Source organism: Tabrizicola sp., assembly GCF_051645465.1.
Classification (GTDB): domain Bacteria; phylum Pseudomonadota; class Alphaproteobacteria; order Rhodobacterales; family Rhodobacteraceae; genus Tabrizicola.
This window is the reverse complement of sequence record NZ_JBOFBI010000249.1, coordinates 1-25,114: the sequence shown is the minus strand read 5'-3', so window position 1 is coordinate 25,114 and position 25,114 is coordinate 1. Positions and strand designations below refer to the sequence as shown.

The 25,114-nt window shown below is 65.1% G+C and carries 26 protein-coding genes; 19 read left to right on the top strand and 7 right to left on the bottom strand.

Going from position 1 to position 25,114, the window contains the following annotated elements; all coding sequences use genetic code 11:
* Positions 1–149 precede the first annotated feature (149 nt).
* On the bottom strand, positions 150–836 hold the full coding sequence (locus ACRCSW_RS16620; RefSeq protein WP_438706766.1) for a response regulator transcription factor: 687 nt from the start codon (positions 834–836) through the stop codon (positions 150–152).
* Positions 837–977: 141 nt separating this feature from the next.
* A complete protein-coding gene (locus tag ACRCSW_RS16615; protein WP_438706765.1) occupies positions 978–2,150 on the bottom strand; it encodes a phytanoyl-CoA dioxygenase family protein in 1,173 nt (390 codons plus the stop codon).
* A gap of 122 nt (positions 2,151–2,272) precedes the next feature.
* Between ACRCSW_RS16615 and ribA the strand changes: the two genes are divergently transcribed.
* The 8 genes from ribA (at position 2,273) to ACRCSW_RS16575 (ending at position 9,814) form a co-directional block, all read left to right on the top strand.
* Positions 2,273–3,361, top strand: coding sequence for a GTP cyclohydrolase II (ribA, locus tag ACRCSW_RS16610; protein WP_438706764.1), 1,089 nt, complete (start codon positions 2,273–2,275; stop codon positions 3,359–3,361).
* An 8-nt stretch (positions 3,362–3,369) separates the two neighbouring features.
* Entirely contained in the window at positions 3,370–4,110 is a 741-nt protein-coding gene (locus ACRCSW_RS16605; RefSeq protein WP_438706763.1) for a hypothetical protein, read from the top strand.
* On the top strand, positions 4,107–4,610 hold the full coding sequence (locus ACRCSW_RS16600) for a L,D-transpeptidase family protein (RefSeq protein WP_438706762.1): 504 nt from the start codon (positions 4,107–4,109) through the stop codon (positions 4,608–4,610). The genes ACRCSW_RS16605 and ACRCSW_RS16600 overlap by 4 nt, the downstream gene beginning before the upstream one ends.
* A gap of 58 nt (positions 4,611–4,668) precedes the next feature.
* Positions 4,669–6,546 carry an amylosucrase gene (locus ACRCSW_RS16595; RefSeq protein ID WP_438706761.1) on the top strand — a complete coding sequence of 626 codons (1,878 nt, stop codon included), beginning with the start codon at positions 4,669–4,671 and terminating at the stop codon, positions 6,544–6,546.
* Between the two features lie 69 nt (positions 6,547–6,615).
* On the top strand, positions 6,616–8,091 hold the full coding sequence (locus ACRCSW_RS16590) for an FAD-binding protein (protein ID WP_438706760.1): 1,476 nt from the start codon (positions 6,616–6,618) through the stop codon (positions 8,089–8,091).
* A gap of 1 nt (position 8,092) precedes the next feature.
* Positions 8,093–8,491, top strand: a complete 399-nt coding sequence (locus ACRCSW_RS16585) for a hypothetical protein (protein ID WP_438706759.1) — start codon at positions 8,093–8,095, stop codon at positions 8,489–8,491.
* On the top strand, positions 8,488–9,534 hold the full coding sequence (locus ACRCSW_RS16580) for a hypothetical protein (protein ID WP_438706758.1): 1,047 nt from the start codon (positions 8,488–8,490) through the stop codon (positions 9,532–9,534). The genes ACRCSW_RS16585 and ACRCSW_RS16580 overlap by 4 nt, the downstream gene beginning before the upstream one ends.
* Entirely contained in the window at positions 9,524–9,814 is a 291-nt protein-coding gene (locus ACRCSW_RS16575) for a hypothetical protein (protein ID WP_438706757.1), read from the top strand. Before ACRCSW_RS16580 ends, ACRCSW_RS16575 begins: the two co-directional genes overlap by 11 nt.
* 97 nt (positions 9,815–9,911) lie before the next feature.
* Here ACRCSW_RS16575 and ACRCSW_RS16570 read toward each other — a convergent pair whose 3' ends face one another.
* Both ACRCSW_RS16570 and ACRCSW_RS16565 read right to left on the bottom strand, forming a co-directional pair.
* Complete coding sequence (locus ACRCSW_RS16570) at positions 9,912–10,568, bottom strand: YggS family pyridoxal phosphate-dependent enzyme (RefSeq protein WP_438706756.1); 657 nt, start codon at positions 10,566–10,568, stop codon at positions 9,912–9,914.
* Between the two features lie 99 nt (positions 10,569–10,667).
* A complete protein-coding gene (locus ACRCSW_RS16565; RefSeq protein ID WP_438706755.1) occupies positions 10,668–11,597 on the bottom strand; it encodes a porin in 930 nt (309 codons plus the stop codon).
* 265 nt (positions 11,598–11,862) lie between these two features.
* Between ACRCSW_RS16565 and ACRCSW_RS16560 the strand changes: the two genes are divergently transcribed.
* The 4 genes from ACRCSW_RS16560 (at position 11,863) to holA (ending at position 16,746) form a co-directional block, all read left to right on the top strand.
* Positions 11,863–12,408, top strand: coding sequence for a DUF3576 domain-containing protein (locus ACRCSW_RS16560; RefSeq protein ID WP_438706754.1), 546 nt, complete (start codon positions 11,863–11,865; stop codon positions 12,406–12,408).
* 102 nt (positions 12,409–12,510) lie between these two features.
* Positions 12,511–15,141 carry a leucine--tRNA ligase gene (leuS, locus tag ACRCSW_RS16555; RefSeq protein WP_438706753.1) on the top strand — a complete coding sequence of 877 codons (2,631 nt, stop codon included), beginning with the start codon at positions 12,511–12,513 and terminating at the stop codon, positions 15,139–15,141.
* Positions 15,142–15,271: 130 nt separating this feature from the next.
* On the top strand, positions 15,272–15,736 hold the full coding sequence (gene lptE / locus ACRCSW_RS16550) for an LPS assembly lipoprotein LptE (RefSeq protein WP_438706752.1): 465 nt from the start codon (positions 15,272–15,274) through the stop codon (positions 15,734–15,736).
* Positions 15,733–16,746: a DNA polymerase III subunit delta gene (holA, locus tag ACRCSW_RS16545; protein ID WP_438706751.1), complete on the top strand. Its 1,014-nt coding sequence runs from the start codon at positions 15,733–15,735 to the stop codon at positions 16,744–16,746. The genes lptE and holA overlap by 4 nt, the downstream gene beginning before the upstream one ends.
* Positions 16,747–16,790: 44 nt before the next feature.
* Here holA and ACRCSW_RS16540 read toward each other — a convergent pair whose 3' ends face one another.
* Positions 16,791–17,180 (bottom strand): hypothetical protein, encoded by a 390-nt coding sequence (locus ACRCSW_RS16540; RefSeq protein ID WP_438706750.1) that lies wholly within the window; start codon positions 17,178–17,180, stop codon positions 16,791–16,793.
* A gap of 212 nt (positions 17,181–17,392) precedes the next feature.
* Between ACRCSW_RS16540 and ACRCSW_RS16535 the strand changes: the two genes are divergently transcribed.
* Both ACRCSW_RS16535 and ACRCSW_RS16530 read left to right on the top strand, forming a co-directional pair.
* Positions 17,393–17,734, top strand: coding sequence for a hypothetical protein (locus tag ACRCSW_RS16535; RefSeq protein ID WP_438706749.1), 342 nt, complete (start codon positions 17,393–17,395; stop codon positions 17,732–17,734).
* Positions 17,735–17,803: 69 nt separating this feature from the next.
* On the top strand, positions 17,804–18,706 hold the full coding sequence (locus ACRCSW_RS16530) for a LysR family transcriptional regulator (protein WP_438706748.1): 903 nt from the start codon (positions 17,804–17,806) through the stop codon (positions 18,704–18,706).
* On the opposite strand, the gene ACRCSW_RS16525 is transcribed toward ACRCSW_RS16530, so the two are convergent.
* Positions 18,707–19,699: an aldo/keto reductase gene (locus ACRCSW_RS16525; protein ID WP_438706747.1), complete on the bottom strand. Its 993-nt coding sequence runs from the start codon at positions 19,697–19,699 to the stop codon at positions 18,707–18,709. It lies immediately after the preceding gene.
* The gene (locus tag ACRCSW_RS16520) at positions 19,693–20,070 is read right to left on the bottom strand and encodes a MerR family transcriptional regulator (protein ID WP_438706746.1); all 378 of its coding nucleotides are present in this window, start codon (positions 20,068–20,070) and stop codon (positions 19,693–19,695) included. The genes ACRCSW_RS16525 and ACRCSW_RS16520 overlap by 7 nt, the downstream gene beginning before the upstream one ends.
* Before the next feature lie 209 nt (positions 20,071–20,279).
* On the opposite strand from ACRCSW_RS16520, the gene ACRCSW_RS16515 reads away from it, so the two are divergent.
* The 5 genes from ACRCSW_RS16515 to ACRCSW_RS16495 form a co-directional block, all read left to right on the top strand.
* Positions 20,280–21,437, top strand: coding sequence for an ABC transporter substrate-binding protein (locus ACRCSW_RS16515; protein WP_438706745.1), 1,158 nt, complete (start codon positions 20,280–20,282; stop codon positions 21,435–21,437).
* 155 nt (positions 21,438–21,592) lie between these two features.
* A complete protein-coding gene (locus tag ACRCSW_RS16510; protein ID WP_438706744.1) occupies positions 21,593–22,579 on the top strand; it encodes an ABC transporter ATP-binding protein in 987 nt (328 codons plus the stop codon).
* Positions 22,580–22,790: 211 nt separating this feature from the next.
* Entirely contained in the window at positions 22,791–23,729 is a 939-nt protein-coding gene (locus tag ACRCSW_RS16505; protein ID WP_438706743.1) for an ABC transporter permease, read from the top strand.
* The gene (locus ACRCSW_RS16500; protein WP_438706742.1) at positions 23,719–24,522 is read left to right on the top strand and encodes an ABC transporter permease; all 804 of its coding nucleotides are present in this window, start codon (positions 23,719–23,721) and stop codon (positions 24,520–24,522) included. Before ACRCSW_RS16505 ends, ACRCSW_RS16500 begins: the two co-directional genes overlap by 11 nt.
* Before the next feature lie 11 nt (positions 24,523–24,533).
* On the top strand, positions 24,534–25,114 hold a 581-nt coding region (locus tag ACRCSW_RS16495), incomplete at its 3' end, for an aldehyde dehydrogenase family protein (RefSeq protein ID WP_438706741.1).

The window sequence follows — 25,114 nt, the reverse complement described above, 5'->3', positions numbered from 1 at the left end:
CCGATACGGCCCAAATGGGCGTAATTCGGCCTTTATTCGGAACTCGCGGTCTGCCGGACAAGAAAAATCCCGGCGCAGCTTTCGCTGCAACCGGGCAAGTCCAACAGGGAGGATGCCGCGCCATAACCCCGACGCGACCGGGGGATCTGTCAGGCCACCAGACGGTAGCCGCCGCTTTCGGTGACCAGAAGCCGAGCGTTTGAGGGATCGGGCTCGATCTTCTGCCGAAGCCGGTAGATGTGGGTTTCCAGCGTGTGGGTGGTGACACCCGCGTTGTAGCCCCAGACCTCATGCAGTAGCACATCCCGTGCCACCACGCCCGATTGTGCGCGGTAAAGGTACTTCAGGATGTTCGTCTCTTTCTCGGTCAGGCGGATCTTCTTTTCCTTCTCGTCGACCAGCATCTTCTGGGCGGGCTTGAAGGTGTAAGGCCCCATCTGGAAGATCGCGTCTTCCGACTGTTCGTGCGTCCGAAGCTGCGCCCGGATGCGGGCCAGAAGGACCGGGAACTTGAAGGGCTTTGTCACATAGTCGTTCGCGCCTGCGTCCAGCCCCAGGATCGTGTCGCTGTCGGTATCATGACCCGTCAGCATCAGGATCGGGCATTTCACGCCACCCTTGCGCATCCGACGGCAAAGCTCGCGTCCGTCGGTATCGGGCAGACCCACGTCCAGGATGACCAGGTCGAACAGGCCCGCCTTCACTTTCTCCATGCCGTCGGCGCCATTGGCCGCCTCGAACACGTCGAAGTCTTCGGTCATCACCAACTGCTCGCTCAACGCCTCACGCAGGTCGTCGTCGTCGTCGACAAGCAGGATTTTCCGCAGTCCGGCCATGGGTGCCTCCATTGCTTATGATATGGAGATGCGCCGTGCCGATTTGGCCAGCAAGTATTGCAACCATACTCTCACGCGCTCGTGTCGGATTGGCGGGGTATGTTTCAGATTTGTAATCCGGGCGGCCCGTCGCCCCTTGTCTTATGTCGCGTTCTTCCGCTCCAGCTCCTCAAGCACGCGGGTCAGCGCCTCGTCCGTCCAGCCCTCGCGCACCGCCTGAGCCAGGAACTCGGCTTGCGTCTTCGGGGCCATGCCGCCGGTCGGTGGGTTGCGGTCAAGGTTCGTCGGGAAGGAGTAGCCCTCGGCCGTTGCCGCGATCACGTTCGCCACGTCAATCCCCGGCCCGGCCTTTCGCAGCGCCGGGAACACGGCCTGCACCATCCGCGTCCGGTTCACCGTCTCCATCGCCCGCCCGAAGGCAGAGGACACCTGCAGAAGATTGGCCATCCGGAACCGGTCGGTCGTGCGGTTCGTGCCCGCGCCGTGCATGACGGCGGGGTTGAAGAACACGGCATCCCCCTTCCGCAGTGGCAGCTGGACGTGGTGCTTGGCGAAATGCTCCTGAAACTCGGGCCGCGAGAAGGCGAGGTAGCCTTCGTGGAACAGCTGCGAATAGGGCAGGAACAGCGTCGGCCCGGTCTCAACCGGCATGTCGCAATGCGCCACGGCGCCCTGAAGCGTCAGAAGCGGCGAGACTCCGTGGATGTGCGCCGGAAACTCGGCCATCCGTTCCGCTGACATGAAGCCGAGGTGGTAATCCCGATGCGCCACCTGCGCCGCGCCGCCTGGGTTCACCCGGTTGACCTGAGCCGTCATCTGATAGGCCGGGCCAAGCCACGCCTCTGACGCCAGTGCCAAGGCGTGCGCGCTGTAGTAGGCCGCGAAGTTTGCCGGATCAGCCAGGCAGTGCTTCTCCAGCGAGTTCCAGATGCGGTCGTTCGCGCCGGGCTTGGCGAAGTGATCGCCGCCACCCACTGCGTTTGCCTTCTCGTCCGCGATGATCGCTTCGAACACCTCGGTCGCGCGATCCACGACGCCTGCGTCCGCCAGTGCCCCGCGGATCACCACGATCCCCGGCCCCTGGCCAAAGACCCAGGCCCATTCCGCCGTCAGCGCCCGCCGCGCCGTCTTGTCCCCCGCTGCCGCATCAACCTGCCGCCCGTCATAGACGGGAACGTTCAGGGCGATCTCTGCCGCCAGCGGCACATCCTCGCGTACAGTCGTCTGCGATACCTGCGACCTGAAGAGGTCGAAGTCGCCACTGTCGGCGCCGATCCATACGGGGCGGCGGTTCGGGCTGTTGGGCTTGTCCATCGGGGTCTCCTCTCCCTTGCAACCGACGATAGCCGCAGCTTGCCCCGCAGCACTAGGCCCTTTGCCGCATCCGGTTGGCAGAAAGGCTTCCGCCGCCGCCGATTGCGGCCTAGATAGGGGGCATGAGCCTGTCGCTTTCGATCGCCGAACGCCTGACGCGCGCCCGTGGCGACTTGCGCATGGGCGTGCCGGTCGTGCTTTGCGGTTCTGGCGAGGCTGCTCTGGTCGTGGCCGTCGAGGCGCTGGATGCCGCCCGCCTTGCCGATCTGCACGGCTTCGGTCAGCCCGTTCTGGCGATCACCGCATGGCGGGCCGAAACGCTGAAGGCTCGAGCGTATGATAGTGATCTGGCACGGATCATGCCCCCCGCCGATGCCGATCTGGCCTGGCTCCGGTCGGTCGCCGACCCAGCCGATGATCTGCGGACGCCGATGAAAGGGCCACTGCAAAGCTTGCGCGATGGTTCTGCAGACCTGTCCCGCGCGGCCATCGCGCTGGCAAAGTCGGCGCACCTGCTTCCGGCGGCCCTTCTTGTGCCCATCCAGAACGCCCTGAACCTCGCCGCCGAAAACGGCCTGACCCTCCTTACGCTGGAAGACATCGCCCCCGCGCTTGCCGCCCTGCCACCGATGGACGAGGTCGTCTCGGCCCGCGTCCCCCTTGCCGCCTCGAACGCAGGGAGGGTCCACATCTTCCGCCCCGACGATGGTGGCGAAGAGCACTATGCCATCGAGATCGGCCGCCCCGACCGCGCCCAGCCCGTCCTTACGCGGCTGCACTCTGCCTGCTTCACCGGCGACGTCCTTGGCAGCCTCAAATGCGACTGCGGCCCCCAGCTTCGCGCCGCCCTTCAACAGATGGGCGAGGAAGGGGCGGGCGTCCTTCTTTACCTCAATCAAGAGGGTCGGGGGATCGGGCTTGCCAACAAGCTGCGTGCCTATTCCCTGCAGGATCAGGGCTTTGACACGGTCGAGGCGAACCACCGCCTGGGGTTCGAGGACGACGAGCGCGACTTCCGCATCGGCGCGCAGATCCTGCGGAAGATGGGATTCTCGGCAATCCGCCTGCTGACGAATAACCCCAGGAAGCTCGCCATGATGGAAAGCTGCGGCCTTCACGTTGTGGAACGCGTGCCGCTTAGGGTCGGCCAGACCGCGCAGAACGAAAGCTATCTGGCGACGAAGGCCGCGAAGTCGGGGCACCTTCTTTGAGGCTGTTCGTGGCTCTCGTCATTGGCGCAACACCGGCAGCCGCCGAGCCGCTTTACGATGCGACGGTCGATACCGTGTTCGACATCATCACCGTCGACGATCCGTCGGCCTTTGACTGCTACCGATATCGCGGCTTGGCCGAACGCCAGATGTGGGACAAACGGATCGACGCCGAAATCTGCCCGATAGCGCATGTCTTCGACGTCCAATTCGCCGACGCTCCGGTCATCGAGTTCACCGTCAACCCAGAGTTCACTGCAGAAGCCGCTGCGGTCGAGGTCCAACGTCACGCGCTCGCCCTGGGTCGGCTGCCAATCGAGATGCGTCGGCCTTGGGCCCGGCTGGGCATTCACATGGGCGAAGAAAGCTATTCCGCCGGGCCGGGGCTTTCATTTGTCTACACGGGCCGGACCGACTGGCTTTTGACCTTCAACCACCTCGAAGAGTCGCTCTTTCATGAGGGCGTTCATGTCGCTTTGGACGCGCTGCACGCCGGTGCGGCAGACTGGCATGCGGCGCAGGATAAGGACGGAACTTTCCTCACCGGCTACGCGCAGTCCGATCCTGAGGGCGAAGACCTCGCGGAAACCTTGCTCTTTGCCTATGGCCTCGAGCTTGACCGCATGCCACCCGCCGACGCCGAGGACATCCGCGCCGCAATCCCGGCCCGGCTTGCCTATATCGGTCAGCACATCCCCCTCTCGCCGCCGGTCAAAGCTGGCGCAAATGCAGGCCCGTGCGCCAGATGACCCCTGACGATATCGTCGTCACGCCCACTGGCGCACGCTTCCGGGGTCGCCGCTTCACCTGCACTGTCGGGCGCGGGGGCGTGGTCCCTGCCGGGGCCAAACGCGAGGGCGACGGGGCCACGCCTGCGGGGGTGCACCGGATCGTGGGCATGCTCTACCGCCCCGACCGGCTTCCTCGCCCCGCTGACTGGGCGCTGCCCATCGGGCCTTCGGACCTTTGGTCCGACGATCCCCGCGATGAAGACTACAACCTCATGGTCCGCATCCCCCATCGCTTCAGTCACGAAAGCCTCCGCCGCGCCGACCCGATGTATGACCTGATCCTGATCACCGACTGGAACTGGCCCCATGCGGAACCGGGCAGAGGCTCGGCGATCTTCGTCCACCAATGGCGCCGTCCCGGTGCGCCGACCGCCGGTTGCGTGGCCTTTTCGCGCCGCGACCTGCACTGGATCGCGCCGCGTATCACGCATCAGACCCGGCTGATCATCGGCGCCTGACCCCTTCTCAAAACGCTTTGAATAACCTAATCTTCGCCCCGCAAAAGGGAGGAAGACCATGGCAAAAGCGCCGTCCACAGCGGATGACGATCTCTTTGACCTGCGCCTGGCCCGGTCCGCCCCCGATCTCTGGCCAATGCTCGAGGCGATCTACGGCCAACGCCAGGACTACGCGGATTTCCGTGCGGCCCTGACCAAAGCCCTGCGCAAGGGCTGGAAAGACCGCCCCGCCGACCTCAAGCGCCTTGACCTGCAGCGCGACCTCGAACCCGACTGGTTCCAGCGCCCCGGCATGGCAGGCTATGTCTTCTACATCGACCGCTTCAACGGCACGCTTCAAGGCATCCTCGACAAGCTCGACTACCTGGAAGACCTCGGGATCACCTACGTCCACCTGATGCCCTGCCTGAAGCCCCGGCCCGGAGACAGCGACGGCGGCTATTCGGTGATGGATTACCGCCAGATCAACCCGGCCTTCGGCACGATGGCGGACTTTGAGGCGGTCAGCGCCGCCCTCCGCTCGCGGGGCATGTCGCTTTGCGTCGATCTGGTCCTGAACCACACCGCGAAAGAGCACGCCTGGGCAAAGAAGGCCGCGAAGGGCGACCCGGTCTATCAGGACTACTACCTGATGTTCGACACGCCCGACACGCCGAACCTCTACGAACAGACCCTGGTCGAGGTCTTCCCCGACAATGCGCCCGGCAATTTCACCCACTATCCCGAGTTCGGCAAATGGGTCTGGACGACGTTCAACGAACACCAGTGGGACCTGAACTGGGCCAACCCGGCGGTCTTCCTGGAAATCGTCGAGGTCATGCTGTTCCTCGCCAACAAGGGCGTCGATGTCCTGCGCCTCGACGCAGTGGCCTTCATGTGGAAGCGTCTTGGCACCCGCTGCCAGTCGGAGCCTGAGGTCCACATGCTCCTCCAGGCTCTCCGCGCGTGCAGCCGCATCGCCTCGCCCGCCGTGCTTCATCTGGAAGAGGCGATTGTGGCCCCGGCCGAAATGCTGCCCTACCTTGGGCGGGGAAAACACGACGGGAAAGAGGGGAACCTCGCCTACCACAATTCCCTGATGGTCCAGTTCTGGTCCGCCCTTGCCACCCGTGACACGCGCCTCATGACGCATGTGCTGGGTACACATTTCCCCGACCGCCTGACCAACGCGACCTATGCCACCTACATCCGCTGCCATGACGACATCGGCTGGGCGGTTACCGACGAAGACGCGGCGGCGGTCGGCGTCTCGGGCCATGGCCACCGCAGCTTCCTGTCGGACTTCTACGAAGGCAGCTTCCCCGGTACCTTCGCTAAGGGCGCGCTCTTCCAGGTGAACGAGCTTACGGGCGATAAGCGCATATCGGGCAGCTACGCCTCGCTTGCGGGGCTGCAGACCGCAACCGACGCGCGCACCACCGACCTTGCCGTCCAGCGCATCCTGATGGGTCATGCCCTGATCGCGGCCTGGGGCGGCATTCCGTTGATCTACATGGGCGACGAGCTCGCCCTGCTGAACGACGACGGCTATCTCGACGTTCCCGAACACGCCCACGACAGCCGCTGGATCCACCGCCCCCGGATGGACTGGGCACTGGCCGAGGCACGGCATACCGCCGACACCCCCTCGGGCCGCGTCTTCCGGGGCACAAGGGCCATCCTCGCCCGTCGCCGCGCCACCCCCGCGCTGCACGCAGCCTACCCGATCCGTGTCGTGTCCTCAGGCAACAACGCTGTCCTCGCGTTCCAGCGCCTCGCCCCGACCGGCACCCTCCTCGGCCTCTTCAACTTCACGGAAAGCTGGCAGAACATCCCCGACCACTGGGCCCGCGCGCTTGGGGTGACGGCGATGCACGACGCCCTCTCCGACGCCCCGGTCACCGCACACCACGGCCAGATCGCATTGCCTCCTTATGCCCGCGTCTGGCTGACCTGAGGAAATGCTGACTGGACGGCGCTGCCTGCAATACGGCATGGTCCCACCGAAGCAATCGAAGAGTGCCCCATGGCATTGACAAGACGGGCGGCGCTGTTCGGCGCCGGGGCAGCGGTGGGCGTCTACGGCACGCGCTGGATGGGGGCCTCGAACCCGTCGCTCGACGGGGTGGCGATCATCACACCTCAAGGCGGCGAGACCACACTGAACGACGCCTCGCTTCTGTCCGAAACGCCAGTCTTCAAGCACATCATCGTCAAGGAGCCGCCGGGTGACGCCCTGGTCGCCGCCCTCCGCGCGGAACTGAAAGAGGCTGAGGCCGCAGGTCGCCCGGTGAACCTTGCCGCCGCTCGGCATTCCATGGGCGGCCAGTCGATCCCGCGCGATGGCCATGCGATCACCTTCGACACGCCTTCGGTCGTGGCCGAAGCGGGGGCGGAGACCTACAGGGTCCAGGCTGGCACACGCTGGCATCAAGTGATCACAGCACTTGACCCCCTTGGCCTCTCGCCCAAAGTCATGCAGTCGAACGCCGATTTCGGCGTTGCCTCTACTTTCTCGGTCGGCGCCCATGGCTGGCCGATACCCTTCGGCCCGATGGGCTCCACCGCCCGGTCCATTCAGATGATGCTGGCGGACGGCAGCCTGATCAACGCCTCGCGCGATGAGAATGCCGATCTCTTCCGCGCCGCGATGGGCGGCTACGGCCTGATCGGCCTGATCACCGAGCTGGAGGTCGAGGCGGTTCCGAACCAGCTTCTCCAACCCACCTTCCAGACCATGCCCGCCGCCGACTTTCCGGCGGCCTTCACCGCAGCGGCCGATGGCTCCATCCCCATGGCCTATGGCCGCCTCAACATCGACCGCGAAGGGTTCTTCGACGACGCGATGCTCGTCACCTACCGCCCCGTTGAAGGCGAAATCCCGCCCGCCGCAGGCTCTGGTTTCCTCTCCAAAGTCTCCCGCGCCATCTTCCGCGCCCAGCCCGGCAACGAGTGGGTCAAACGCCGCCGCTGGGGGATCGAGACCGGGGTCGGCGCGATGCTCACCGGGGCGACCAGCCGGTCTTCCCTGATGAACGAACCCGTCATCACCCTTGATGACCGTGACCCGACCCGCACCGACATCCTGCACGAATACTTCGTCGCCCCCGACCGTTTCGCCGACTTCCTAACCGCCGCCCGCCAGATCATCCCCGGCAGCTATCAGGAGCTTCTGAACATCACCCTCCGCTACGTCGCCCAGGACCCGACCGCCCTGCTCTCCTACGCACCCGATGGCCCCCGTATCGCCTCGGTCCTCCTCTTCAGCCAGGAAATGACCGCAAGGGGAGAGGCTGACATGGCCCGCATGACGCAAGAGATGATCGAGGCGGTCCTTGCCATCGGCGGCAGCTACTACCTGCCCTACCGGCTTCATGCGACCCAGGATCAGTTCGCACGCTGCTACGCCCAGTCGGCGGACTTCGCCGTGCTGAAGCGCCAGGTCGACCCCGGCCTTCGGTTCAGGAACGCGCTTTGGGATACCTACATGGCGGAGGCCTGACATGACCCTGCACCAGAAAACCGCCCTCGGTTATGCGGTGATCCTCACCCTCGTCGCCTCGCTCAACTACCTGCCGATCCCCGGTCTGGTGGACGCAGAAGGCCGCACCTTCGGCATCTTCGCCCTCGACATCTACGACGACGCGCTCCACCTCGTCTCCGCCCTCTGGGCACTGGCCGCCGCCCTGATCTCCGCCCGCGCGTCGAAGATGTTCCTCATCCTCTTCGGCACGCTCTACTTCCTGGACGGCCTTCTCGGCTGCTTCACCGGCTCGGGTTTCCTCGACCTTGGCATCTTCACCTGGGGCGTCCTCGACATCTCGTACACCCTGAAATTCCTGTCCTCGGCGCCCCATCTCCTTCTCGGTGGCTTCGCCCTCTTCATGGGGTTCAAACGGTGAGATTCCTCTTCCGCTGGATCAAGCGCCTTGTCCTGTTGCTGGTGATCCTGATCATCGGGCTCCTCTCGCCCTTGGCCTACATTGAAACCATGTGCCGCCCGCAAGGCGAGGCCCTGGCCTATACCCCCCTCGTCGGCCCCGAGTGGCACCGCCCCGAGGGCCGGACCCTTCTGACCTACCCCGAATGGCACATCGTCCACGCCTACGACGACTATGCCGAGGTGATCCGCACCGGCGAGCCGCATCAGTTCGGCTTCCTCTCCTCGATCACTGGCTTCTGGTCCTCGCTCTGCTCGCTCTCGCAGACCTCGGGGAGCCATGGCGGGTTCGACTGGACGACGAAGCAGACCATCTACACCATCGGCGTCAGCTTCACGGCGGAACTCCTGCTAAAGGCCGCCTACGAGGAAACCGTAGGCCGGGTCGCAACCTGGATCAGGGGGGTCGAACAGGCACCGCTGGACGACCTCTCGGCGCGGCAGGCCAGCGACTACGCCTCCTTCCTGCAGCAGGTGCCTTGGTACAAATGGGACTTCACCCGCGATGCCGCCGCTCTGGATGCCGCGGCCACCGGTGTCTGGCGTGACCGGGAACGGCGGTTCGCGCTGGGGATCGAGTACCGCGTGAAAGCCGCCTATGCCAAGGTGATCGAGGCCGCCGTCGCCTCGGTTGGGGCCGATCAGCTGCGCCTGCGCGCGGTGGTGACGGGGATGCCGGAGGCCGACCTTTCGGCCCTGCCGGACGTCCAGGTCATCGCCACCCGGCCGGAAGGGATCGAGATCGAAGCCCCCCGCTACTGCGCCTTCACCCGCCTTGCCGAAACCATCGCGCGGGCTGGCGGCAGCTTTGTCGAGATCGCGGGCAACGACGACATCATGTTCACCGTGATCAGCAAGGAACCGGGACAGTCGGGCGAGATTCATTCCTTCCAGCGGCAAGGTAACTCCGGCATCCGCAACCTGATCCTTCTGCCGGTCGCCGACCTCACCGCAGCCCTGCGCGCCCTGCCAGAAGGCGCGCTGGAGCATATCCATGACTATTGACCTCCGGCTCTGGCTCATCGCCCTGCCGCTGGTTCTGGTGGCCTGGATCGGCACGCTGGCCCTGGTCATGCGGCTGGGGGGCGAGGCGCCGGCGGCGCTGGTCCTGCTTCCCCCGGAGGGACTGATCCGGGCGTTGCCTGAAGGGGTCGCCGTTGTCAGCGCCGGGCCGGTCAGCGTGACCTTGCGGGGGGGTGAGGATCTGGTGGCCACCCTCTATGCCCTGGGGGCGCCGTTGGTGCTGCCGGCCGGGCTGACCGGGTGTCTGCCGCAGGGGGTTTAGGCCGAAGGGTTGGGCACTGTGCCCATGATCGCGGGCTGAACGATTTCAAAGGTTTGAAGGGGGGTCATTCGGGATTCGTTAACTTCTGCGGCTCACTTCACGCCTGATAAGCCCGCGCCCCGAAGATCGCGCTACCCACCCGGACATGGGTCGCACCATGGGCGATGGCCGCCTCAAAATCCCCGCTCATGCCCATGGAAAGGCCGTTCAGGCCGTGGTCCGCCGCCATCTTCGCCAGCATCGCGAAATGGGGGGTGGAGTCCTCGTTTTCGGGCGGGATGCACATCAGCCCGACGGGGGCCAGATCCATCCCCCGGCAGTCCTTGAGGAACGCCGCAAGGTCACCCGGCAGGACACCAGCCTTTTGCGGCTCTTCCCCGGTGTTAACCTGTACGAAAAGCTGAGGCAGCGACCCCCGCGCCTGCAGCAGGCTGGCCAGCTTCTGCGCCAGCGACGGCCGGTCAAGCGTATGGATCGCATCGAACAAATCGACGGCCACCTTCGCCTTGTTGGACTGCAACGGCCCGATCATGTGCAGTTCCACGGTCCCGAACCTGTCGCGCCAGGTCGGCCACTTCGCCGCCGCCTCTTGCACGTAGTTTTCGCCGAAAACCCGATGGCCAGCCTCCAGCACCGCGACCACTCGCTCCGGTGGCTGCACCTTCGACACCGCGATCAGCCGGACCGAGCCCACCGCCCGCCCCGCCGCCACCTCGGCCCCGCGCACCCGTTCCGCGATCTCTGCCAGCCCCATGGTCTTCCCCAGCCGTTCGGACCGACCCTAGCCTCCCGGAGGCGCAAAAGAAAAGAGCGGGCACTGCCCGCTCTTTCCGTATCATCTGATCCCGAAGGATTAGAACGAGAACTTCAGGCCCAGGTCGGCAAGAAGCGCGTCGTCGATGACGTCGTTCTGCTGCGAAACGATCGAACCAGCGACAGTTGCGCCGCCGCCCAGGTCGTAGGCAACGCCGATACCGATGTGCTGGGTGTCGGACGACAGAGGCGACACAGCGTCGTTCGGGACAAGACCACCGCCAAAGCCCACGTTTCCAAAGTCGGTGTAAAACGCGGTAATGGTCGTTGCGCCGGTCACATAGTCTCCCGAAAGGGCGAACATGGTGTCGGCACCAGCAACGTCCACGTCAGACACACGGGCCTTGACAGTAAAGCTGCCAAAGGTGGCCGAGCCACCGAGCGAGATCATGTCGAGGTCAGACACATCGTCGGTTTCGTAAGCCAGGGCAACGGAGAACGCGTCGGTCGCGTACTTGACGCCAACGTTCAGTTCTTCACCACCTTCGAGCTGACCTGCACCGAGACCGAAGGTGAACCCACCACCGGTGTACTCATAGTACGCTGCGGTCTTGGTGGTGCCGATGAAGTTGATTTCCTGCAGTCCATCGAGCGGGCCGTAGCCGACACCCGAGACCTGCCCAACGAGAGCGTCAGCAGCACCGCTGACGTCACCCATGGTCAGCTTGCCGAAAGCGCCTGAGATGAACACGGTGTTGTCGCCGTTTGCATAGCCGCCACCCAAGCCAGGAATGCTGCCCGGAGCGTCGTCCTGGTCGTGGCGGACCGAAGCGCCGAAAGACAGGCCGCTATCAGTTTCACCCGAAGCGGTGAAGACGATGCGGACGCGCGAGCTGAACAGGGTGGTGGAATCGGTGCCGTTGTCGATGTGGACCAAACCCATACGGGCCGAGCCGGTGATTTCGATTTCTGCGGCGGCGAGACCAGCCGTGCCGGCCAGGAAGCTCGTCGCGAGAAGAAGCTTTTTCATGTTTTTCCCTCTTTCTTCAAGGTAAGCCCGCCGCAGGGGAATCCGCAGGGGAATGAAGCGTATTTCACCCTTGCCGCCCCGGATTGCAACGTCGACGGATTGTCGAACGTAAATCCGCGGGAAGTTGGTGCAGCAAAGTCACAGGTCGGGAATCCCCCTTTTCTGGTGCCCGCCCACCCGCGCCACACCGCTGGTAGGCGCGAAAGGCCTTGGCAGGCCTTAAGGGCTCGGCTAGACAGCAGGCAAGGGTACGAAGGATGGCCGGATGATCTTGCATCAACTCGCACGGGCAGCGCTGCTGGCAGGGCTTTTGGCGACGCTTTCGGCTTGCGGTGGCGGCGGACTGGGGGGGCTCTTCAACCGTAACGCGTCGATCCCGACCGATGAACAGATGACGCGCAAGGAGCGCGCCGATGCGCAGCGTGCAGCGAACGCGGCCGCCAACCCTGACCGGGAGGAACAGGGCTCGACGATCTGGGACCTCTTCTCGAACTCCGACAACCCGAACACGACAGTCGAGGTCAACAAGTACATCTGGCAGGCCTCGCTCGAGGTGATGAACTTCCTGCCCATCGAATCGGTCGACCCGTTCACCGGGGTCATCGTCACCGGTTATGGCCGCCCGCCAGGCGGGGGCCGGGCCTATCGCGCGACGATTTATGTGCAGGACCCGGCGCTTGATGCCCGCAGCCTGAAGATCGCGTTGCAGGGCCAGGGCGGTGGCTCGGTCGCTCCGGAAACCGTGCGCGCGATCGAGGATGCGATCCTGACCCGGGCCCGGCAGCTGCGCGTCCGCGACAGCAAGCTTTAAGCCGGCCGAATCTCACCGGAATGCGCCGCAAGCGCCGGGAAGGGGTGGACCTTTCCCGGTCCGCATGTGTAATTCCGCGCGTAAATCCGCATGAGGCCCCTGATGTCGCGCTATGACCCTTCGGTGATCGAACCCAAATGGCAGAAGGCCTGGGATGCGGCCGGGGCCTTTACCGCCAAGCGCGACCCCTCGAAGCCCAAGTACTACGTGCTGGAGATGTTCCCCTACCCGTCGGGCCGCATCCATATGGGGCATGTGCGGAACTATACGATGGGCGATGTGGTGGCGCGGACCAAGGCGGCGCAGGGGTTCAGCGTGTTGCACCCGATGGGCTGGGACGCGTTCGGGATGCCCGCCGAGAATGCCGCGATGGAGCGGGGTGGCCACCCCAAGGACTGGACATACGGCAACATCGCCGACATGAAGGCGCAGATGAAGCCCTTGGGGCTTTCCATCGACTGGTCGCGCGAACTGGCGACCTGCGACCCGGAGTATTACGGCCAGCAGCAGGCGATGTTCATCGACATGATGGAGGCCGGGCTGGTGTACCGCAAGGCCGCCGTGGTCAACTGGGATCCGGTCGACATGACGGTGCTCGCCAACGAGCAGGTGATCGACGGCAAGGGCTGGCGGTCGGGGGCTGCGGTTGAACGGCGGGAGCTGACGCAGTGGTTCTTCAAGATCTCAGATTACTCGGAGGAGCTGCTGTCGGCCCTGGACGGGTTGAAGGACTGGCCGGAGAAGGTGCGGCTGATGCAGGCGAACTGGATCGGCAAGTCACGCGGTCTGCAGTTTGGGTTCGACACGGTCGGCGCTCCGCAAGGCTTTGAAAAGCTGGAGGTCTATACCACCCGCCCCGACACGCTGATGGGGGCTTCGTTCGCGGCCATCTCGCCCGACCATCCGCTTGCGAAGGCGCTGGAGGCTGACCCGAAGGTTGCTGCCTTCGTCGCCGAATGCCGGAAGGGCGGGACCTCGGCCGAGGAAATCGAGACTGCGGAGAAGATCGGCTACGACACCGGTATCCGGGTGAAGCACCCGCTGGACCCGACATGGGAGCTGCCGGTCTGGATCGCCAACTTCATCCTGATGGACTACGGCACGGGTGCGATCTTCGGCTGCCCGGCGCACGACCAGCGCGACTTCGACTTCGCCACCAAATACCGGCTGCCGATCAAGGCGGTCTACGTGGCCGAGGGGGCGGACGACGCCACGTTGGCCGAAGCCTACGTGCCGACGAAGTCGGAAAAGGTCCGCTACATCCGCGGCTTCGCGGGCGCTGAAACCCAAACCGGGGACGAAGGCGTCGCGACCGCCATCGCCCACGCGGAACAGAACGGCTACGGCAAGGGTGTCACCAAGTTCCGCCTCCGCGACTGGGGGGTTTCCCGCCAGCGCTATTGGGGCTGCCCGATCCCGGTGATCCACTGCGCGACCTGTGGCGTGGTTCCTGAAGACAAGAAGAACCTGCCGATCGAGCTGCCCTACGATGTCAGCTTCGACATCCCCGGCAACCCCCTGGACCGCCACCCCACCTGGCGCGACGTCTCCTGCCCGAAATGCGGAGCCAAGGCCCGGCGCGAGACGGACACGATGGATACGTTCGTCGATTCAAGCTGGTACTTCGCCCGCTTCACCGCGCCCCGCGCGAAGACGCCGACTGTCATGGAAGACGCCGCCTACTGGATGAACGTCGACCAGTACATCGGGGGTGTGGAGCATGCGATCCTGCACCTCCTCTATTCCCGCTTCTTCGCCCGCGCGATGCACAAGACCGGACACCTGCCCGCCTCGGCCATCGAACCCTTCAATGCACTGTTCACGCAAGGCATGGTCACGCACGAGATCTACAAGACGACCGACGACCAGGGCCGCCCGGTCTACCACCTGCCCGAGGAGGTGACCATCTTCACGGTGGCGGACCGCAGGATCGTGGTGCCGGGCAATGTTCCGCCGCCTCTCGACATGATCGATGACGTCGACGCTTTCATACGCGCCCTGAGCGACGAGGGGCTTCTGGTCGAAGTCATCCCCTCGGCCAAGATGTCGAAGTCGAAGAAGAACGTGGTCGACCCGATGAACATCATCGCGGCCTTCGGCGCCGACACCGCCCGCTGGTTCGTCATGTCTGACAGCCCGCCCGAGCGTGATGTCGAATGGACCTCCGCCGGGGCCGAGGCCGCCAACAAACACCTGACCCGGGTCTGGAGCCTTTGCGACCGCATCGGTCAGATGCCAGCCGACCACCAGGGCGAGGGCGACGACGACCTGCGCCGGGCGACCGCGAAAGCCATCGATGAGGTGACCAGGGGCATCGAAGGCTTTGCCTTCAACAAGGCCATCGCCTCGCTTTACGCCTTCACCAACACCATCTCGAAGGCCAATGCCTCGACCGCCACAATGAAGGAAGCGATCCGGACGCTGGCACAGCTGATGTCGCCGATGACACCCCATCTGGCCGAAGATATCTGGGCCTATCAGGGCGGCGCGGGGCTTTGCGCCCAGGCGCCGTGGCCCAAGGCCGACCCGGCCCTGCTGATCGACGACACGGTGACCCTGCCGATCCAGATCAACGGCAAACGCCGGGCGGAAATCAGCGTTCCGAAAGATATGCCCGCGGCGGAGGTTGAAAAGATCGCACTGGCGGACGAAGCTGTGCTGAAGTTCCTTGCCGGGCAGCCGGTGAAGAAGATCATCGTCGTCCCGGGCCGCATCATCAATGTCGTCGTCTGATCGAAGTGACCCCCTCCCCAACCCTCCCCCGTCCAGGGAGAGGGGGCCCGTCGCGCCCTGCATTTCGCGGAACGCCCCAGATCGGGCGCCTCCCTCTCCTCTTGGGGGCGAGGGGTCGCTGCCCCGCCGCATGATCCTGCTCGCGCCGCTCGCCCTTGCCGCCTGCGGCTTCACTCCGGCCTATGCCCCGGGTGGCGCGGCAACCAAGCTCGTCGGAACCGTCTGGGCCCAGGATCCCACCGACAAGAACGCCTTCGACCTGGTCGAGCGGCTGGAAGAGCGTCTGGGCCGGCCCGAGAACATCCGCTACGACCTGACCTACTCCATCGCCACGGAAGCCGTCGGCGTCGGCTTCACCACCGACAACCAGATCACCCGCTTCAACCTGAAAGGCGTGATCGATTACAGCCTGACCGAACGCGGCACTGGCACCCGCGTGACGGGCGGACGGGTGCAAAGCTTCACCGCCTATTCCGCCACCGGATCGACTGTCGCGGGGCTCGCGGCCGAGGAAGACGCCGCCTATCGCCTGATGCGCATCCTTGCCGACCAGATCGTCGCCCGCCTCATCGCGGCTTCGGCCGATCTGCCATGATCCTGAAGGGGGTCGAGGCCACCCGCTACTGCGCGAAGCCCGATCCGTCCCGCGCAGGCCTGCTGATCTTCGGCGCCGATGCGATGCGGGTTGCGCTGAAGCGGCAAGAGGCGATCGCAGCGCTTGTCGGCCCGGAGGGCGAGGCCGAAATGCGCCTGACCCGGATGTCGGGGGCGGACCTCCGGAAGGACGGAAGCCTCCTCTTCGATGCGATCAAGGCGGTGGGTTTCTTCCCCGGCCCTCGCGTGGTTTTCGTGGAAGACGCGACGGACAGTCTGGCCGACGTGATCGGGACGTCGCTTGCCGAATGGAAGCCGGGGGATGCGGTCGTGGTTGTGACTGCAGGCGGCCTGACCGGCAAATCCGCGCTCAAGACGCTGTTCGAGAAACACCCAAAGGCGGTCTCGATCGGCCTTTACGACGATCCGCCGAGCCGGGAAGAGATTGAAGACGCGCTGAAGAAGGCCGGTCTTGCCGATATCGACCGCGAGGCGATGAATGATCTGAACACCCTGGCCCGCGCCCTTGATCCTGGCGATTTCCGGCAGACGCTGGAGAAGATCGCGCTTTACAAATTCGGCGATGCCTCCCCCCTGACCCCCGCCGATGTGGCGGCCATGGCGCCCGCAACCATCGAGGCCGAGGTCGACGATCTGATCGACGCCGTGGCCGAAGCCCGTGCCAATGCCATCGGCCCGCTCTTCCGCCGCCTCGAAGGCCAGGGGGTTCTGCCCGTGACCATCTGCATCGGCGCGCTCCGCCATTTCCGCATCCTGCACGCCGCCGCCTGCGACCCGGCTGGACCGGGCACCGGCATCCAGAAGGCCCGGGTGAACTTCAAGCAGAAGGACGCGATGGGCCGCCAGGCGGGCCAATGGGGAACGCGCGCGCTGGAGGGGGCAATCTCGATCCTTCTGGAAACCGACCTCACCCTCCGCTCCGCCTCCCGTGCCCCCGGCATGGCGCTGATGGAGCGCGCCCTGATCCGCATCGCGATGACGCGGCGCTAGCCGTCAGCAATCGTGCAGGAACGCAAGCCGCCAGTCATGATCTTCTAGCCCGGATAGTATGCTCGGAGTTCGCCACTCGGGCCGCCGCAAGGTGCCACCATCCCGAAGAGCAGTTCCGAAGTCTTCTCCGCCCCGTCGGCTGCGTGCAGCGGAACTATAGATTTGATGAAAGATTCCTCTGGCTCAGGTATCATCGCTCGCAAACTGTCCTCGCCGTATTCCTCAATTCCCAGCTGAACGAAGTGCTCGAAATCGATATCGAATGCAACCCGCTGGCTTGCCAAGGTTGTGGGGTGCGCGAACTCCAAGTAGCCCGCAACATTTACATAGGCTTGCAGGCAGACTTGATAGTCTTTGACTGATGCGAAGGCGGCAAATGTACAGCATAGCAAGGCAAGACCACCGCCCAGGGCAACGCCTAAGTATTTGAACATGGTATTCTTTCTCTAGAGGTGATCAAGGGTTACATAGGCATTGCGGCATAGGTCAAGGCGCATCTGGGTTTTTCCGTGGCCAAGATGCGGAAGCCTGGTGGCATGCCATCTTGTTCTGTGTTCGAGCATTGCTGCCTTAGACGGTCGGGTCGCTTATCCGATTGGAGATCCGATCTTCTGTCCGATAGTTCGTAGCTAGAAGGAACCTGCCCTTGACCAAACGAAAACCCGAACCAACCCCCATCGAGACCTTCCTCGCGCCCCTTGCCCGCCACGCCCGCAAGTGGCCCGAGATCGAAGGCCTGGTCTTCTGGGGCGGCGCTGAGGGTTGGGGCAACGCTCCTTCCGAGGCGCTGGAGGCCGAAGAGATCGCGTTCTACGCCGAGGGGCTTCTGGAGGACGGCTTCCGCATGGCCTGGGCTCTGGTCGCACTGGCTGACGGTCCAGACATGCCGGACCATATCCGACTGCAGTTCTGGCAGGACGACAGCCCGCCGCCAGAGCCCGCACCGGGCTGGTTTGCGCTCGATAAGGGCCTTTGGAACGGCGACTGACCCAGGCCCGATTTTTCGCCGAAAAATCGTGCCCCTTGCCGGGCTTTGTCGAAACGGCAAAGCTTGCCCATGGCCTTCACCCTCCGCCAGCTACAGTTCTTCGTCGCCGCCGCCGAGGCCGGGTCCGTCTCGGGCGCCGCCCGGGCGCTGTCGATCAGCCAGTCCTCGGTCACCGAGGCGATCCGGGGGCTTGAGGACGACCTGGGCGTCGTACTTTTCGACCGCCAGGCGCGCGGGCTTCTGATCACGCACAAGGGCTCGGCCTTCCTGCGCCATGCCCGCAAGATCCTGGCGGACGTCGCCACCGCCCGCTCAGCCTTCCAGGAGGAGGCCGAGACCGCCACCGGGCGCCTCTCGCTGGGGGTCACCAGCCTTGTCGCGGGCTATGTCCTGTCGGACATCCTCGCCCGCTACCGCCGCGCCTTCCCGCAGATCGAGCTTAACGTGATCGAGGACAACGGCGACTACATCCAGCACCTTCTGATCGGCGGCGAGCTGGACGTGGCCGTCCTTCTGACCTCGTCCGTCAAGGACCGGCTGGCGCTGAACGTCGAAACGCTGCTCGTCTCGCCCTACCGCCTCTGGCTGCCCCTTGGCCATCCGCTTGCCCAACAGGAGTCGATCACGCTGGAGGAACTGGCCGGCCAGCCGCTGATCCAGCTGATGGTCGACGAGATCGAGGAATCCACCCGCCGCCTGACCGCCGCCCTCCCGGTCAAGCCGGAAATGGCCTTCCGCACCCGCAGCGTCGAGGCCGTGCGTTCGCTTGTCGCGACCGGCGCGGGGCTAGCCATCCTGCCCAGCCTCGTCTACCGGCCATGGAGCCTTGAAGGCGACCGGATCGAGATCCGCGATGTCTCCGGCGATCTGCCCACCGTCCAGGTCGGCCTTGCCTGGCGCAAAGGGGCGCCGCTGTCGGCCCCAGCCCACAACTTCGTCCGCTCGGCGCAAAGCGCGATTGCTACGCTCTGATCAACGCTCCCTGGGCGGCCCTTCGGGTGGGCGCTGGATTACCGTTTCGATCTCGGCCATCACCGCTTCCGGCAACGCGCCCTTGTGCAAAGCCCCTGTCAAGTCGGCCACCTGCGCCACGGTCCGAAAGCCCGGAATCGGCAGGGTCGCGCCGGATCGCGCCCAAAGCCAGCCAAGCGCGCCCTGGGCAAGCGACCGATCGCCCGACTGCAAAAGCTCGCGCACCGCGTTCAGGCGCGTCAGCATCTCTGGCGCGACGGCTCCATCCTTGAAGTAGTCCATCCAGCCATGGTTTCGGCTTCTGAGATCGTCGTCGGCGAACCTTTGGCCGGCGACGTAGCTTCCACCCAGAAGCCCCATTGCCAAGGGCGACCGGTTGATCGACAGAAAACCCGCTCCCTCGATCACAGGCATCAGTGCATCCGCACGGAAGAACACGTTCATCGCGTGCTCCACCGCCACCATTCCCGTCCGCCCCGCAAAGGCCGCTGCCCGATCCGGAAAATCGGTACTCCAGCCATAGGCACCGATCTTTCCCGCAGCCCGCAGGCGATCCAGACCGTCGAAGACCGACTCTGCCTCCGGGATCGGCAGGGCATTCAGGTGGAGCAGCACCAGATCGATCCGCTCGCGCCGCAGCCTGCGCAGCGAGGCGTCGAGGGCCGTCGCAATTCCGCCGGTATCCGCGCCACCCATCTCGCGCCGGTCCGGGTTGATCGCATAGCCGACCTTCGTTGCCACCCGGACGTCCGGATGCTGCAACAGAGCCTCGCCAAGAACCCGTTCCGAATGACCTGCGCCATAGGTCTGGGCGGTGTCGAAGAATCGCACACCGGCATCGGCCGCCGCATGGATCGCACGGATCGACTCCGCATCGTCCACGACGCCCCAGCCCGCAGGACTGCCACCCGCCGTCCAAGGTCCCCCGATGGCCCAGCAGCCAAGGCCAAGCCGCGGTATTGCCGTGCCGTCCCAGAGTGTCCGCATCAACATGTCAAGCTCCCCGCTGTGCCACTGTAAACGCCGATCTTGTGGTCAAGAAACGCCTGGCACGCCTCCACTTCGCGCCGCCGGGCGGCCAGTCGCTCGGCATGAGCGTGAAGGATCGCCAGCCGCTCCGCCGCTGCGCCCGGCGTCGACGCGTCCGTCGTATGGACCAGCGCCGCAAACCGCCGCATATCGGCCATCGGCATGCCTGTCGCGCGCAACCGTTCCAGATTGCGCAGCCACTCCACCGTCCCGCCGTCGAACCGGCGCCAGCCCCGCGCATCCCGCGGCACTTTCGGCAGCATCCCGGCCTTCTCGTAGAAACGGATAGTGTCGATCGACAGCCCGCTGGCCGTGGCCGCTTCCTTGATGTTCATCGGGCGGTTCCTCCTCTTCCATTCCCGCCTAGCAAGCTGGACCAACTCCAGGTCAAGCGCAAAGCTCACCCATCGGAAAATCCGATAGCACGCATACACGTTTTGCATTTGCGATTCCTGAAGGCCGCATTAGCCTGTGATCATGACCGGAACACCGGCGTGCCGCGCTTTGGACCACTGAAGGGCGGCCTATCCACAGGGAGTATGCAATGAAGACCATGAAGCTGATGGCCACCACCGGCCTTGCCATTCTGACGGGCCTTTCCCCGGTTCTCGCCCAGGTCACCGCAATCGGTGAGCCGGAGGGCCAGGTGAACATCGTCGCCTGGCCCGGCTATATCGAGCGCGGCGAAACCGATGCGAAGTTCGACTGGGTGACGAAATTCGAAGCGTCCTCGGGCTGCAAGGTCAACGTGAAGACCGCCAACACCTCGGACGAGATGGTGGCGCTGATGAACGAAGGCGGCTTCGACCTCGTGACCGCCTCCGGCGACGCCTCGCTGCGGCTGGTGGCGGGTGACAGGGTGCAGCCGATCAACATCGACCTGATCCCGTCCTGGTCCACCGTCGACGACCGCCTGAAAGAGGCGCCCTGGCACACCGTCGATGGCGTCCACTACGGCGTTCCGTACATGTGGGGGCCGAACGTCCTGATGTACAACACCGAGGTCTTCAAGGAACCGCCAACCTCGTGGAACGTCGTCTTCGAGGAAATGACCCTCCCCGACGGCAAGTCGAACAAGGGCCGTGTCCAGGCCTATGACGGCCCGATCCATGTCGCCGACGCCGCGCAGTACCTGATGTTCCACAAGCCCGAGCTTGGGATCAAATCGCCCTACGAGCTGAACGAAGAGCAGTACAAAGCCGCGCTTGACCTTCTGCGCCAGCAACGCGAGCTGACCAGCCGCTACTGGCACGACGCCTTCATCCAGATGGATGACTTCAAGAACGAAGGCGTCGTGGCCTCGGGCAGCTGGCCGTTCCAGGTGAACCTGCTGAAAGGTGAAGGGCAGCCCGTTGCCTCGACGATCCCGCAGGAAGGCGCCACCGGCTGGGCCGACACCACGATGATGCACGTCGACGCGGCCAACCCGAACTGCGCCTATCTCTGGATGGAGCATACGCTCTCGTCCAACCTGCAGTCGGACCTTGCGGTCTGGTTCGGCGCGAACCCCAGCGTTCCCGCCGCCTGCACCAATGGCAGCGGCATGGCCACGGCCGAGACTTGCACCGCGAATGGTCTGGACGACTTCGAGAAGATCAAGTTCTGGACCACGCCAGTGTCGAACTGCAGCCAGGGCGACGGCGCATGTGTGCCCTACTACCGCTGGGTCTCGGACTACATCGGCGTGATCGGCGGGCGGTAAGCGACCCCCTCCCCGGCCCTCCCCCTGTGAGGGGGAGGGAGCTCTGACCCAACCGTTGGCAAAGGACCCTGCCGCCTGATACCCCGCGCCCCCTCGCCCTCACAGGGGGAGGGCCGGGGAGGGGGTAAGGTCCGACCGCCCGAACGAAGGCACTCATGACCGCCGCTGTCACCTTCCAGAACGTCTCCCGCCACTTCGGTACCGTCCGCGCGGTGGATGGCGTCGACCTCACCATCGCCGAGGGGTCGTTCTTCGCGATGCTTGGCCCCTCCGGCTCGGGCAAGACCACGTGCCTGCGGCTGATCTCGGGGTTCGAAAAGCCGACCGGCGGCCAGATCCGCATCTTTGGCGATGACGTCTCGAACACGCCCCCGCACCTGCGGAACGTAAACACCGTTTTCCAGGACTATGCGCTCTTCCCCCACCTCAACGTGCGCGACAACGTGGCTTACGGGCTGATGGTCAAGGGCGTCGCCCGTGCCAAGCGCTACGCCAGGGCCGAGGAGATGCTCTCCCTGGTCCACCTCGACGGCTATGGCAACCGCAAGCCCGCCCAGCTTTCCGGCGGCCAGCGCCAGCGCGTGGCCCTCGCCCGCGCGCTGGTCAACGAACCCCGCGTGCTTCTTCTCGACGAACCCCTCGGCGCACTTGACCTGAAACTCCGTGAGGCGATGCAGGACGAGCTGAAGGCGCTCCAGCACAAGCTTGGCCTGACCTTCGTCTTCGTGACCCACGACCAGCACGAAGCGCTCAGCATGGCCGACAGCCTCGCCGTCTTCAACGAAGGCCGCATCGCCCAGATCGGCAGCCCGCAAGACATCTACGACCGCCCCGCCACCCGCTTCGTCGCCGACTTCGTTGGCTCCTCCAACGTCCTGCCGCCCGACCTGACGCGCGCCCTCGGTGGCCCCCTAAGCTGGGCGTCGCTCCGCCCCGAAGCGACCCGCCTTGCCGCCACCGGGCCGCTTTACGGCCAGGTCACGGCACTCCGCTACCTCGGCTCGGGTACCCGCGTCGTGCTGCAGGCCAACGGCACCGAAATCGCCGCGCTGGTGCCCGCAGGCCAGCCCGTCCCGGCCGAGGGCGACATGACCGCCATCGCCTTCGACCCGCAGGCGCTCCACCTGATGGGGCCCGCATGATCCGCCGCGCCGCCCGGTCCAACCGTCGCAGGGGGCGCTGCCCCCTCGCCCTTCGGGCTCACCCCCGGGATACTTGCAGACAAGAAATGCATCATTCTTTGTCTCCAAATATCCCCGCCGGAGGCTCAGACGCCCGCAATCCCATCCACCATCAGGCACCAGGCGCCCAAAATTCTTCCTTCAAGAATTTTCCTGGTCAAAGGGCGCGCCGATGACCACCCGCGCGATCCTTCCCGCCCGAGGGCCCGCCGACCGCCTGACCGGGGTCTTCTGGCGCAAGCCCAACCTACTCCTGATCCTCCTCATCACCCCGCCACTCCTCTGGCTCGGCGTCGTCTACCTCGGTTCGCTCGCGGCCCTCCTCCTCCAGTCCTTCTACTCGATCGACGAATTCTCCGGCGTCGTGAAAGAGGAGTTCACCCTCAAGACCTACGCCGAGCTCTTCCGTGCCCAGAACCTCGACATCATCATCCGCACCGTCGTGATGGCCGCCGCCGTCACCCTCGCCTGCGCCGTCCTTGCCTTCCCCATCGCCTACTACGCCGCCCGTTACGCGAAAGGCCCCTGGAAGGCCGCCTTCTACCTCGGCGTCATGCTGCCCCTCTGGTCCAGCTACCTGGTCAAGGTCTACGCCTGGAAACTGATCCTCGCGAAGGAGGGCATAGTCACCTGGGCCACCGACGCCACCGGCACCGGCTTCATCATCAACGGCATCCTCTCCATCCCCGGCCTCGAAGGCTCCTCCCTCTCCACCTCCCCCTTCGGCACCTTCCTCGTCTTCGTCTACATCTGGCTCCCCTACATGATCCTGCCTATGCAAGCCGCCCTCGAACGCGTCCCGAACTCCATGCTCGAAGCCTCCGCCGACCTCGGCGCCACGCGGTCGCAAACCTTCCGCACCGTGATCCTCCCCCTCGCCCTACCCGGAGTCATCGCTGGCTCGATCTTCACCTTCTCGCTCACCCTCGGCGACTACATCATCCCCCAGATCGTGGGCGACTCCGCCCGTTTCATCGGCCTCGCCGTCTACCAGCTGCAAGGCACCGCCGGGAACATCCCCCTCGCCGCCGCCTTCGCCGTGGTCCCGATCCTGATCATGCTGATCTACCTGACGCTCGCCAAACGCGCGGGGGCTTTCGATGCGCTCTGAAGCCTCCTGGGGTCTGAAAGCAGCGGCGGTGGGAGGCCTCCTCTTCCTCCACCTCCCCATCCTTCTCATCTTCCTCTACGCCTTCACGACCGAGGAGCGGACCTACCAGTTCCCGCCCCCCGGCCTCACCACCCAATGGTTCGCCGTGGCTTGGGGCCGCGAGGACATCTGGCCCCCCCTCTACCTCTCGCTCAAGGTCGCCGCGATCTCGACCGCGCTTGCGATGATCCTCGGCACCCTCGTCGCCGCCGCCATGGCGCGCGCCAGGTTCTTCGGCCGCGACCAGATCAGCCTCCTCATACTCCTCCCCATCGCCCTTCCCGGCGTGATCACCGGCATGTCCCTCCGCTCCGCTTTCGGCGTCATGGACATCCCCTTCTCGACCTGGACCATCGTCCTCGGCCACGCCACCTTCTGCATCGTCATCGTCTACAACAACGCCGTCGCCCGGATGCGCCGCCTCTCCGGCGGGATCATGGAAGCCTCCGCCGACCTTGGCGCCAACAGCTTCCAGACCTTCTGGTACATCCTCCTCCCCAACCTCGGCTCCGCGCTTCTCGCCGGCGGCATGCTCGCCTTCGCGCTCAGCTTCGACGAGGTCATCGTCACCACCTTCACCGCGGGTCAGCAAAGCACGCTCCCGATCTGGATGCTGAACGAACTGGTTCGCCCCCGCCAACGCCCCGTCACCAATGTCGTCGCCATCGTGGTCTTTGCGGCCACTTTCTTCCCCATCCTCATCGCCGACTACCTCACCCGCGGCGGGTCCGAGACCGCCGGCATGGGCAAATAAGGAGATCCGATATGGACACCCTCACCACCATCAACACCGCCCTCCTGATCGGCGCCGCTTTCGAGCCCGGCCAGGAAGCGAAAGAGCAAATCCTGAACCCCCGCACCGGCGCCCTGATCCTGGAGGTGCCCGAAGCCTCGACCACCCAGATCGACCGCGCCGTCGTCGCCGCCCGCAAGGCGTTTGACGGCTGGTCCCGAACCACACCCGCCGAACGCTCTGCCGCCCTCCTGAAGATCGCCGACCGGATCGAAGCCGAGGCCGACAGCTTCGCCGCCCTCGAAGCCCTGAACTGCGGCAAACCGATCAACGCCGCCCTCAACGACGAAATCCCCGCCATCGTCGACTGCTTCCGCTACTTCGCCGGGGCCGTCCGCTGCATGCACGGCACTGTCGCCGGAGAATACCTTAGCGGCCACACCTCCATGATCCGCCGCGACCCCGTGGGCGTCGTCGCCTCCATCGCCCCCTGGAACTACCCCCTGATGATGATGGCCTGGAAGCTTGGCCCCGCCATCGGCGGCGGCAATACGGTGGTCTTCAAACCTTCCGAGCAGACCCCGCTCACCGCCCTGAAACTCGCCCATATCCT